We start from the raw sequence: 12,105 nt of genomic DNA on the forward strand, positions 1-12,105 counted from the left end.
CCTAACTGCAATTAATATTTTTATTGTTTAGACTGAGAGCCTAACAATGCAATAGCTCGTTGAATATCAACATTCAAGTTGTTTATCCAACGATTGTAATTGCGATGGATTTTGCCATCACTGGCTTTTAGATTTACTGAGTTGAGATAAATAATTGAGTAATATTTGTTGTTATATGGAATTTTTACTTCTGCAAAGTGTTTACGAACGTGAATTTTTGCAATAAGAACACCTGGGCTTACTTCTTCAATCGTCCAACCTCGGTTGGTTGCCGATTGCACAATGGCCATTTTTACTTGTTTATTTTGAAGATCATAAGCAACTGGAGTATCCTCCACATTCATTACAGGTTGTACTCGTCCACAACCGACAAGAAGCAAAGTTAATAATAACGAGACATACAGCTTAAAACGCGACATGATAATTTCCTTTTTTATTATGACTTTGGGTAAAGCCCAATTTGTATCGAGCTGTAAAATAAACAATTTAACCCAATATGCCAAACTCGAAGATCAACATTTCGTTCAATATTGATGCGTGGACAGCGAATTCATTCGGTTTATCCGAATCCAATGAATGGAAACAATGGGCAACAGAGATAAAATGGCCAGAAGATGGCAAAATCAATGTTGCAGATATTCCTGCGATGATGCGCAGAAGAATGAGTCCACTTAGCAAACTGGCAGTGCAAACGGCAATCGAATTGCTTAATCAACATCAGGTTGATTACCTCGTATTTTCGAGTCGTCATGGCGAATTGCATCGCAGTGTTGCGTTAGTTAAAGATATTATTAACGGTGAAGAAGCGTCTCCGATGGCTTTTTCTCAGTCAGTGCATAATACCGCCGCAGGGCTTGCCACTATTGCAACCAAACAGCCCATCCCCCTAACTTCGATCGCTGCGGCAGAAAACACATTCCAAAGTGCAATATTAGAAGCATGGCTGTTTTTGTCCGACAATCCTGACAAAAAAGTCCTGCTTGTTGATTTTGATGAGCCTATGCCTGACTCTTATTTAGAATATGAAAACCAACAATACCAAGGGTTTGGACTCGGCTTGATACTTTCTCATGGAGATAGCTTCACGGTGCAAAGCGGCATCAGTGCAAAATGCTCAAACCACCCGTTGCCACAAGGCTTAGCGTTTTTGCAACACTACTTGTCAGATGAAAATCAGTGGACTATTCACGCTCCGCAACAAATTTGGGAATGGCACAAGCAATGAGTCGCTTAAATCAGTATTGGCGTGTGCTAGCAACCGGCTTTTGTTTTTCAGTATTTGGGTTAGGTGGTTTAGCACTAAGCTTCATTGTTATTCCGACCATTCGTATTTTCGTTTCAGACCAAACGGAACGTGAATATAAAGTTCAAGGTGCGATTCGATATTCATTCAACACCTTTTGTAAATTGATGAAGTTAAGTGGAGCAATCGATTACGAAATTATTGGTGCCGATATTCTTCAACAAGATCGTAATTGTTTAATTGTTGCCAACCATCCTAGTTTAATCGATTACGTTCTCATTGCTTCACAATTAAATCGCTGCGACTGTTTAGTAAAATCGGCAATATGGTCGAATCCTTTTATGAAGCACATCGTAAAAGCAGCCGGATATATTCCCAATGAAGCGCCGGATGATTTATTAGCACTTTGTGATGAACGATTTAACAAAGGCAACGTGTTGCTTATATTTCCTGAAGGGACAAGAACAACACCTGGTGTAGAACCAAAATTACAACGCGGCGCAGCGCAAATTGCGGTAAGAACAGAACGAGATTTAAGGGTTGTCCATATTACGGTAACGCCAAGTTTCCTCACAAAAGAGAAAAAATGGTATCAAGTACCGGCAACAAAGCCTTTTTTCAGAGTTGAAGTTAAGGATAAAGTTGAGATTGACCCTTTTATAAAGCAAACTACGTCGCCGACAATAGCGGCGCGACGCTTACAACAGCACCTAGCTGAAAACATTTTTCCAGAAAACTTTTATTAATAAGCAGGTCCCAGTGGAACAGTTACACAACGACATTAAGCAACTTATTATTGATGCTTTAAACCTTGAAGATTTAACCGTAGATGATATTGAAACGGATGCACCACTTTTTGGTGATGGACTTGGCTTAGATTCTATCGATGCACTTGAGCTTGGACTCGCAATTAAAAAACAATACAACATCGTTATTGATGCCGACGACTCAAACACGCGCGAACACTTTGCTTCTGTAGCAAACCTAGCGAAATACGTTTCTTCTCAAACTAATGAATAAGTTGTAGGTATATTCATGACTGATGTAAATAAAGATCAAGTATTTGAACAAGTTAAAGATGCGCTTGTTGAGCTGTTCGAAATTGACGCAGCCGACATTCAGTCAGATGCGCACTTATACCAAGATCTCGACCTTGATAGCATTGACGCCGTTGATTTGGTCGTACACCTACAGAATGTCACTGGCAAAAAAATCAAGCCAGCAGAGTTTAGTGCTGTAAGAACCGTTGACGATGTGGTTAACGCCGTCACTGAGTTATTGAAGGAAAGTTAATGCGCCAATTGCTGACTGGTCTGTCTGCAATTGTACTGTTTGCCTACCCCTTCGCCGTCTATTTCGGTATAGATAAATTTGGCTTGAACTTAGTCGGGGGCTTGTTAATTGCTGCGTTACTTTTGCGTGTTTTCGTCGCAAATAAGACCCCACTAAAAGAGTTTAAATTCTTGGCGCTCGCTACGGGCGCTGTTGGCATTGTTCTAATTACACTTGGCATGGTGTTTAAACAACACGGGTGGCTTCAGTTTTACCCTGTGGTTGTCAATGTATGTATGCTGTGTGTCTTTGGACTGAGCTTAAAACAGCCGCAATCAATCATTGAAAGGCTTGCTCGCTTGCAAGAGCCTGACCTTCCGGCTAGTGGCGTGGCTTACACACGCAAAGTCACGATGGTTTGGTGCGTTTTTTTTGTACTGAATGCCGCTTTTGCGCTCTATACCTGTTTCCTACCAGTAAAAATATGGACGCTTTATAACGGCCTCATCAGCTACTTACTTGCTGGTGGCTTGTTCGCTGGAGAATGGATCGTGCGTCAATTTGTTCGAAAGGAACACTAATCGTATGAATACAACGTATTCGAGCTTTACCTCCCTAGCGACCTTGTTCGTCGCAGAGAGGCCTGAGCAATCCCCTGTCTCTTACGATCGCGACACAGTTATCACTTGGGGTGATTTCCAGCAGCACGTCGCAACGCTTGCTCAGCAGTTAGAAACCCAACCAACGCAAAACATTGCGTTGTGTTTTGGCAACAGCTACCTGTTTGCCGTTGGCTTTTTCGCTTGTTGCCACGCAGGAAAATCCATTGTATTACCTGGTAATTACCAACCAGAAGCACTCAAAGAGCTCAGTGATCACTACGATTTGTTGCTGCATGATGCCGATGTCTCGGTTCCAGAACTCGTGAGCTCGCTTTTGATCGAAGCTCAATCATTGCTAGAAACCACCGTGATTAACGAGCCAGAGGCCAAACAACCTTATTTTTGGCGTGAATTAAACCTGGCGGAAATACCAGTAACGCTATTTACTTCGGGTTCAAGCGGCACACCAAAAGCCATTGCAAAAACGCTGAAACAGCTTGATATCGAAGTTGCTATTCTAGATAACCTGTGGGGCGACACAGTTGCCAACACACGCGTTGAAAGCACCGTTTCTCATCAACACATTTACGGCTTGCTGTTCCGCGTATTGTGGCCTTTGTGCTCTGCACGTCCATTTTCAGCACACAACCTAGAGTTCCCAGAGCAAATTGTCCATCACGCCGATGCTGACACCACGCTAGTAAGCAGCCCTGCGTTACTAAAACGACTCAGTGAAGAGCACAATCCGGTTGCGATTCGGTGCGTATTTTCTTCTGGTGGCCCCTTGCCAAACCAAGCGGCGCAGCACAGCCAGCTGTTGTTTGGGTCACTTCCTATTGAAGTTTTTGGCAGCACAGAAACCGGCGGCATCGCCTACCGTCAGCAGCACGTAGCTAGCACTCCCTGGACGTTATTCCCTGGCATTGAAGCAAAGCTTAACCATGAAAATTGTTTAAAGCTCCGCTCGCCACACATTGATGAAAACACTTGGTACCAAACTGCGGATGAATGCTATTTCCATGATAGTATTTCTTTTGAATTGCGTGGACGCACTGACCGAATCGTCAAAGTCGAAGAAAAGCGTATTTCTCTTGTCGAAGTGGAAAAACGTTTAGAGCAACTGCCGTGGGTTCAAGAAAGCGTGGTGATCCCAATGGAAGAATCTGGTCGTCTCACATTAGTCTCGATCATCGTACTTAACGATAAAGGCAGCAATGTGCTTGATGAACTTGGTAAAGGCAAGTTTTGGCTTGAGCTTCGCAAGGCACTGCGCAATTGGCTAGAACCGATCGCTATCCCGAGAAAATTCCGAGTGGTCGACGAAATTCCATTGAACAGCCAAGGCAAACGCCAAGTTGCTGAAATTGAAAAACTATTCCAATAAAGCTAGTAACATGGATAAAAGAAAACCAACTATTCAGAATATTGAAGTGAGTGACCACACCGCGGAGCTGTCGCTGCGTGTGGATGCTGACATCTTAGATTTCCAAGGTCATTTCAGTCACTTTCCTCTTTTACCCGGCGTCACTCAAATTGACTGGGCGTTGTTCTACGCCGTTCAATATTTGAACACCCCCAAGGTATTTAAAGGAATGGAAGTCATCAAATTTCAAGAGCCGATTCTGCCAAACACCGACGTTTGTCTCTCACTATCTTGGGACAATGAGCGCGAGAAATTGACCTTTAAGTACACATCGAAAAACGGTGAAACCTTGGTGACTCACTCTTCAGGCAAAATGAAACTGGGTGAGTCACGTGAGTGATTACCGTCCCTGCTTTTTAATTCCTTGCTACAACCACGGCAGCACAATTGCAGACGTGGTTGCGTCGTTATCCCCTTTCGCTTTGCCAGTGCTGGTCGTGGACGACGGCAGTAATGAAGACACCAAACAAGCGCTTTCAGCGTTGAGTGAGCAAGGGCTGATAAAACTGATTAGTTTGAGTGAAAACCAAGGCAAAGGTGGAGCGGTGATGGCTGGCCTACATCAAGCTCACCAGCTTGGTTTTACGCACACCATTCAAATCGACGCAGACGGTCAACACGACCTAGAAGCATTGCCGAAATTGCTCAGCGCCAGCGAAACAAAACCAGATAACCTGATTTCTGGCCAACCGATATACGACGAGAGCGTACCTAAAGCCCGTCTGTATGGTCGCTACGCTACGCACATTTGGGTGTGGATAGAAACCTTGTCACTGTCTATCAAAGACAGTATGTGCGGTTTCCGCGCCTACCCAGTGGCGAAAACGGTCGCCGTGTTGAACAAGTACAACATCGGCAAACGCATGGATTTTGATATCGAAATTCTGGTGCGAATGTACTGGGAAGGCGTCGATATTGATTTTGTTCCAACGCGCGTTTTCTACCCTGAAGGTGGCATTTCCCACTTCGATGCATTGTGGGATAACGTCAAGATAAGCTGGATGCACACTCGCCTATTTTTTGGCATGTTGCCGCGCATTCCTTCACTACTCGCCAGAAAGCGCCGTCATACAGACGACAGCAATGCCCACTGGTCGAAACGAAAAGAACAAGGCACGATTTTAGGCATCAAAACCTTGCTCGCGGTTTACCGCTTGTTCGGCAGAAAAGCGTTCGACCTGATTTTAAAGCTAGTCATGCGCTACTACCACTTCACGGGTAAATCTGCCCGCGAAGCGTCTGAGATTTACCTGAACAACTTACAGCACTACGCAGCGCAGCAGAACATCGCACTGCCAAAACAGTTGGACAGCTATCATCACCTGCTTTCTTTTGGGCGTACCATGCTCGACAAACTGGCAGCATGGCAAGGTGACTTTAACGTCGATAACCTAACCATTCACGGCCAGCATCATTTCGAAGAGATGGCGCAGAAAAAACAAGGCGTGCTCATTTTAGGCTCGCACCTTGGCAATATCGAACTCTGCCGCGCGCTTGGTCGTCGACACTCTCATGTCAAAATCAATGCCTTGGTATTTACCCAACACGCTGAACAATTTAATGCGGTAATGAAGGCGGTAAACCCAAATTCGGAACTGAATCTGATTCAAGTCAGCTCAATGGGACCAGACACCGCGATTCTGCTTCAACAAAAAATCGAGCAAGGCGAATGGGTGGTGATCGTTGGCGATCGCACTTCTACCAGCAAAGAAAATCGTGTCGTTTGGGCAGATTTTCTTGGTAAACCCGCGCCATTCCCGCAAGGCCCATTCATGCTGGCCTCGGTATTAAAAGCGCCGGTTTATCTACTCTTCGGCCTACGCGACGATGAAGCAAACACTCCGCATTTTAATGTGTACTTTGAACACTTTAGTGACCAAATCACGCTACCGCGCAAGGAGCGTCAGCAGGCACTAGAACACGTTGTTCAACAGTACGCACACAGATTAGAACACCACACACTGCAAGCGCCGTTACAGTGGTACAACTTTTTTAACTTCTGGACTTTAAGTAATCAGCCACATGACAAACAACAATAATCACAACATCACTTTTGGTGCCCAATCTTTAACCATCGAAGATGTCGTTGCCATTGCTCAAGGTGCAAAGGCAAACATGAACACCTCGCCAGAATTTACCGCGAAAATTGATCGTGGCGTGGCGTTTCTGGAACGATTACTGAAAGAAGAAGGCGTTATTTACGGCGTGACTACGGGTTACGGCGATTCATGTACTGTGGCGATTCCACCCGCTCTTGTGGATGAACTTCCGTTGCACCTTACGCGCTTCCATGGCTGTGGCTTAGGTCAAATCCTTTCTCATGAGCAAGCTCGCGCGGTGTTGGCGACCCGTTTGTGTTCATTGTCGCAAGGCGTATCTGGCGTGTCTCACGATCTGTTGAACCAAATCGTTACGCTTATCAACCACGACATTGCGCCGCGTATTCCACAAGAAGGCTCGGTGGGCGCAAGTGGCGATTTAACGCCTCTGTCTTACCTAGCGGCGACCTTAATTGGCGAGCGTGAAGTGCTTTACAAAGGCGATGTGCGACCAACACAAGAAGTGTTTGCAGAGCTGGGCATTGAGCCAATTCGCCTAAAACCAAAAGAAGGTTTGGCGTTAATGAACGGTACATCCGTGATGACTGCCCTCGCCTGTCTTGCCTACAAACGCGCAGAATACCTAGCTCAGCTATGCACCAAGATTACTGCGATGGTCTCTGTGGGTATGCAAGGTAATGACTTCCACTTTGATGAAGCGTTGTTTGCGGTAAAACCTCACCCTGGTCAACAGCAAGTTGCGGCTTGGCTGCGTGATGATCTCAATGCTGAACGTCCGCCACGCAATAGCGACCGACTGCAAGATCGTTACTCGCTGCGTTGTGCGCCACACGTGATTGGCATGGTGCAAGACTCACTGCCTTGGCTACGTCAATTGATTGAGAATGAACTAAATAGTGCCAATGACAATCCAATTATCGATGGCGACAACGAGCGCGTTCTGCACGGCGGTCACTTCTACGGTGGTCATATCGCAATGGCGATGGACACATTGAAAGTGAACATTGCCAACTTAGCTGATTTGCTGGACCGTCAGATGGCGCAACTGATGGATTACAAGTTCAATAACGGCCTGCCGTTTAACTTAACCGGTGCAGAAGGCGAGCGTAAACCGATCAACCACGGCTTTAAAGCGGTTCAGATTGGTATCTCAGCTTGGACGGCAGAAGCGTTGAAAAACACCATGCCAGCGAGCGTTTTTTCTCGCTCAACCGAATGTCACAACCAAGACAAAGTGAGCATGGGCACCATTGCGGCTCGTGATTGCCTACGCGTACTTGAGTTAACAGAGCAAGTTGCTGCGGCTTCACTCCTAGCAAGCGTTCAAGCGGTTGAGATTCGTCGCCGTCATAACGAATTGGACGAACACCACATGAGTCAGAGTTTGCGAGTAATTCGTGACGCCGTACTGAGCGAGTTTGAATTTGTGATTGAAGATCGCCCATTGGAACAAGATTTGCGTCATTTCATTGAACGCATTCAGCAACGTCATTGGCCACTCTACGTGGAGGTATAATGCAAGAGCAGGTTCTCTACCCATTAGAAGCGGAGGTGACTATGGTCACCTCTTTTCAAGATGCTGACCCGATGGGCGTGATTTATCACGGCAACTTCTTTCGATATTTTGAAGAAGCGCGTCGTGTGCTGATGGAGAAGATCCAATACAGCTATCGCGATATGCAAGACTCTGGGTACATGTGGCCGATCATCGACACGCGCGTTAAATACGTGAAGGCGATTCCGTTTAATCACACCATTCGCATTACCGCGCAACTCACTGAGTGGGAAAACCGCTTACGTGTGGATTACGTGATTTACGACGCCGAAACGAATCAACGTATGTGCAAAGCGCATACAACGCAAGTCGCCGTATCCATTGAAAAGCAAGAGATGTGCTTTGTGTCTCCAACAGTCTTTTTAGATAAAGTAGAGCGATGGCACAACCATGGGAGCCTGAACTAATGCAAAAGTGGTTACTCTCTTTTTTGCTGATATTTTCTGTTCCAGCACTGGCCACACCGACAGCAAATGTAACGGATTTGGCATCGCTTCAACAGCAGTTGTCTCAGCATGAAATCGTACGCGGAGATTTTACGCAGCAGCGTCATCTGGAAATGTTTAGTCAACCTTTAACCTCTAAAGGTCAGTTCACACTGAGCAAAACACATGGCCTGTTGTGGCAACAAACAGAACCTTTCTCAGTCAATTTGGTATTGACGGAAAACAAACTTCGTCAGACTTTTGCCGACCAAGCACCAAAAACGATCTCTGCACAAGAAAACCCAATGGCGTTCTACTTTAGCCACGTGTTTTTATCCGTGTTCCACGGGGATACTTCTGCACTGCAAGAACAATTCACACTCGATTTTTCAGTTGAGAACAATCAGTGGCAGCTCGTTTTAGTGCCAAAACAGTCGCCATTAAATGCGGTGTTTAAAGCCATCACCCTTTCCGGTAAAACGCACATTGATCGCCTAACCCTACAAGAGCTGCGTGGCGATAAGACCGAAATCACGTTTACGAACCAGACCTCTCTACCTCAGGAACTCACGGATGCCGAAGACGCTCAATTCCGTTTCTAAACTCAGTCTCGGCACTCACACCTTTGCTATTGTTTGGCTCAATCTCGTTGTTTTAGCGGGCGCGTTGCTACTCAAACAATGGGTTTGGAGTGCAGAATCTCCGATTGAGACCAACATTTTAAAACTGTTGCCGAAGAACCAACAAAACCCGGTGGCTGAGCAAGCCTTTGAGTCGGTCTCGGCAAGTATGAGCGACAAAGTCATTTTCGTGATCACAGCGCCGGACAAAAATGCCCTTTTTGCAGCGGCTGCAGAGTTTGATAAGGGGTTACGCCAAAGTAATCATTTTCGCGATGTGGTAGGAAAAATCTCACCTCAAGAACAGCAAGCTTGGGCGAGTTACTACTTTAAGCACCGATTCCAATTGCTGACGCCTGAACAACGAGAACGTTTAAGCCAAAATCCAGAACAGCAAGTGCAGCATGTGATTCAGTCTCTGTACAACCCGTTTTCTGGGGTGACTGGGCAAGAGTTACAAAATGATCCTTTCTTGCTATTTCGTGATTATTTAAGCCAAGTTACCCAGCAATCGTCCTCTTTCCGATTGGATAACGGCTATCTGTCCGTCGAAAAAGACGATGCTCAATACTTGCTTATTACTGCCGAACTAAAAGACTCGCCTTATAGCCTAACTGGGCAGCTTGCAGTCCCTGATATTCAATCGCTAGAACAAAGCGTCGCGCAGAAATATGGCGCTGAAGTCTCACATACAGGCGTTCTATTTTACGCCGACTTTGGTACGCAAAGTGCCAAATCGGAGATCAGTACCATCGGTGTGTTCTCTCTGTTCGGTATCATTGCATTGTTCGTGTTGGTCTTTCGTAGTGTGATGCCACTGTCTCTGGCACTGCTTTCCATCACCATTGGTTTGCTCGTTGCGTTGTCCGTTACGACGTGGATTTTTGGAAAAGTCCATCTGTTCAGCTTAGTGTTTGGCGCAAGTTTAATCGGCGTGTCTATCGACTACGCATTCCACTACCTAACCGAACGCCTTGCGGCGGGAAATGAATGGGATAGCGAGCAAGGGTTAAAGCATATTTTCATAGCGATCACACTTGGCTTAATCACCAGTTTGATCGGCTATTTGGGCATGTTAGTGGCACCGTTTCCTGGTTTGCAGCAGCTTGCGCTGTTTTCATCCATTGGTCTGATTGCCGCTTACATCACCGTGGTGGCTTGGTATCCGATACTGGCTCGTAACCCATCGCGCTCCATTTCGAATTTACCGGGACAATCACTGTTGGCGAAATGGTTAACGCTTTGGAATCAACCTCGAATTAAAATCGGATTACCGATGTTATGTGTGGTTGCGAGTGGCTTTTTCTTGCTGCAATTGAACTACGATGACGACATTCGTCTGCTGCAAACGATGCCGAACGATCTCAAGCAGCAAGAAACCTTGATTACGACGCTCAGTGGCATGCAATCTTCTCAGCAAATGTTGGTCGTTACCGCCGACGATGACGAAAACCTAATGAAAAAGCTGGAGTCTTTGACGCCAACATTAGAAGCGTGGAAAGCGGACAGCACCATCGAAAGCTACCAGAGTCTGAGTCGCTACTTGAGCTCAGTGGAACGTCAGCAACAAGACTATCAATTGATTCACGATCTTTACGCGACACAATCCAGCCCACTTGCATCCGGACTGGGCTTAAATAAAAAGCCCAAAATGGACGCCGACTTTATCCCTGTCACGGTTGAGCAGTACTTGCAAAACCCGGTATCGGCACCTGTGCGTTTTCTTCATTTGGGTAAGATCAAAGGAAAATCGGCAACGGTAGTGGTGTTAAACCAATTGCAAGACTCCGCCGTTGTTAAGTCATTTGCCAAATCGCAGCCTGACGTTGCCTACCTAAATAAAGCAGAAGAAATATCCACCCTATTTGGTGAATACCGAATCAAAATCATGGAGCTATTGGTAGCCGCCAGTGCTGTGATCTTTCTGGTATTAATCAAGCGGTACGGTCTGCAACACAGTTGGCGAGTTTTACTACCATCATTGATTGCTTGCGCCTGCGGTCTGGCAACTGCTGTCGCGATGGGAACAACATTAAACCTGTTCAACTTGCTTGGCTTGGTGCTCATTCTTGGTATCGGGATCGATTACACTCTGTTCTTTGCCGAGAAAGCCCGCAGTGTGAGCACACTATTGGCGATCACCCTTTCGGCAATCACCACTGTGTTGTCATTTGGGTTGCTGTCACTCAGCCAAACTCACGCAATTCACAGTTTTGGCATTACGGTGTTAAGTGGTATTTTTGTCGCTTGGCTGCTCTCTCCGATTGCGATTAAAACAGAGGAAACGACGTCATGATTTTCAATCACGCCTTTCGCTGCGCGACGTTATTCGCACTGAGCCTGTTTTTAAGTGCATGCAGCTCGGTCCCTCACCAATCGACGCCTCAGGTCGACATTGACGAGCACACCCAAGTTAGCTTGCCCACTCCCGCAAGCTTGGGCTATCAGTTGTCTGCCAGTCAGTTGATTACGGCTTCTTGGGCAATAGATGGTAAAACCACATCTGAGCAACTTCCGGTACAACTGCAAGTGACCAACAACGAAGTGGTGCTGGCAGGCTTCTCATCCTGGGGGACAAGAGTACTGTCATTGTCTTACGATGGAGAACAAATTCAAACCGAAGTGCTCAACGGTTTACAAGGTTCGCTACCGCAGCCAGAACAGGTATTATTTAACCTGATGATCACGCTCTGGCCGAGTTCCGCTTGGGAAGGATCGTTAAATGAGGTAAGGTGGCGAATTATTCAGAAAAATAATTCTCGCGCCATCTTTGATAGCGACGGTGAAAAGATCATTGAGATTCAATACAGCTCTTCGAACAAGTTAGAGGGTGAGATTGATTTTCATCACCTCAAACATCAGTTTTCAATTTCTATTCAAACACTGCAACATCAGATTAATTAAG

The 12,105-nt window shown here is 46.0% G+C and carries 14 protein-coding genes; 13 read left to right on the forward strand and 1 reads right to left on the reverse strand.

The genetic code is table 11. The annotated features are described in order from the left end of the window. Positions 1–20: 20 nt before the first annotated feature. Positions 21–419, reverse strand: coding sequence for a hypothetical protein (locus NL643_RS01715; protein WP_005390458.1), 399 nt, complete (start codon positions 417–419; stop codon positions 21–23). 77 nt (positions 420–496) lie between these two features. Between NL643_RS01715 and NL643_RS01720 the strand changes: the two genes are divergently transcribed. The 13 genes from NL643_RS01720 to NL643_RS01780 are packed head-to-tail and all read left to right on the forward strand — an operon-like array spanning position 497 to position 12,104. Continuing rightward, positions 497–1,225, forward strand: coding sequence for a beta-ketoacyl synthase chain length factor (locus tag NL643_RS01720; protein WP_253643806.1), 729 nt, complete (start codon positions 497–499; stop codon positions 1,223–1,225). Continuing rightward, on the forward strand, positions 1,222–1,989 hold the full coding sequence (locus tag NL643_RS01725) for a 1-acyl-sn-glycerol-3-phosphate acyltransferase (protein ID WP_006742871.1): 768 nt from the start codon (positions 1,222–1,224) through the stop codon (positions 1,987–1,989). Before NL643_RS01720 ends, NL643_RS01725 begins: the two co-directional genes overlap by 4 nt. A gap of 13 nt (positions 1,990–2,002) precedes the next feature. Then, a complete protein-coding gene (locus NL643_RS01730) occupies positions 2,003–2,263 on the forward strand; it encodes a phosphopantetheine-binding protein (RefSeq protein WP_005382278.1) in 261 nt (86 codons plus the stop codon). A gap of 15 nt (positions 2,264–2,278) precedes the next feature. Next, positions 2,279–2,536: an acyl carrier protein gene (locus tag NL643_RS01735; RefSeq protein WP_005382279.1), complete on the forward strand. Its 258-nt coding sequence runs from the start codon at positions 2,279–2,281 to the stop codon at positions 2,534–2,536. Continuing rightward, positions 2,536–3,096, forward strand: a complete 561-nt coding sequence (locus tag NL643_RS01740) for a hypothetical protein (protein ID WP_145474319.1) — start codon at positions 2,536–2,538, stop codon at positions 3,094–3,096. Before NL643_RS01735 ends, NL643_RS01740 begins: the two co-directional genes overlap by 1 nt. Positions 3,097–3,100: 4 nt before the next feature. Beyond that, positions 3,101–4,501 (forward strand): AMP-binding protein, encoded by a 1,401-nt coding sequence (locus NL643_RS01745; RefSeq protein ID WP_253643807.1) that lies wholly within the window; start codon positions 3,101–3,103, stop codon positions 4,499–4,501. Between the two features lie 10 nt (positions 4,502–4,511). After that, complete coding sequence (locus tag NL643_RS01750; RefSeq protein ID WP_031850164.1) at positions 4,512–4,880, forward strand: 3-hydroxyacyl-ACP dehydratase; 369 nt, start codon at positions 4,512–4,514, stop codon at positions 4,878–4,880. After that, positions 4,873–6,579, forward strand: coding sequence for a glycosyltransferase family 2 protein (locus NL643_RS01755; protein ID WP_253643808.1), 1,707 nt, complete (start codon positions 4,873–4,875; stop codon positions 6,577–6,579). Before NL643_RS01750 ends, NL643_RS01755 begins: the two co-directional genes overlap by 8 nt. After that, on the forward strand, positions 6,563–8,116 hold the full coding sequence (gene hutH / locus NL643_RS01760) for a histidine ammonia-lyase (protein ID WP_031821846.1): 1,554 nt from the start codon (positions 6,563–6,565) through the stop codon (positions 8,114–8,116). The genes NL643_RS01755 and hutH overlap by 17 nt, the downstream gene beginning before the upstream one ends. Next, positions 8,116–8,562: a thioesterase family protein gene (locus NL643_RS01765; protein WP_253643809.1), complete on the forward strand. Its 447-nt coding sequence runs from the start codon at positions 8,116–8,118 to the stop codon at positions 8,560–8,562. Before hutH ends, NL643_RS01765 begins: the two co-directional genes overlap by 1 nt. After that, positions 8,562–9,182, forward strand: a complete 621-nt coding sequence (locus tag NL643_RS01770; RefSeq protein WP_253643818.1) for an outer membrane lipoprotein carrier protein LolA — start codon at positions 8,562–8,564, stop codon at positions 9,180–9,182. The genes NL643_RS01765 and NL643_RS01770 overlap by 1 nt, the downstream gene beginning before the upstream one ends. Continuing rightward, positions 9,154–11,496, forward strand: coding sequence for an MMPL family transporter (locus tag NL643_RS01775; protein WP_253643810.1), 2,343 nt, complete (start codon positions 9,154–9,156; stop codon positions 11,494–11,496). Before NL643_RS01770 ends, NL643_RS01775 begins: the two co-directional genes overlap by 29 nt. Continuing rightward, positions 11,493–12,104 (forward strand): DUF3261 domain-containing protein, encoded by a 612-nt coding sequence (locus NL643_RS01780; protein WP_253643811.1) that lies wholly within the window; start codon positions 11,493–11,495, stop codon positions 12,102–12,104. Before NL643_RS01775 ends, NL643_RS01780 begins: the two co-directional genes overlap by 4 nt. Position 12,105: the final 1 nt, after the last annotated feature.

The sequence above is a fragment of the Vibrio sp. Y42_MX_L11 genome (assembly GCF_024181785.1).
Classification (GTDB): domain Bacteria; phylum Pseudomonadota; class Gammaproteobacteria; order Enterobacterales; family Vibrionaceae; genus Vibrio; species Vibrio diabolicus.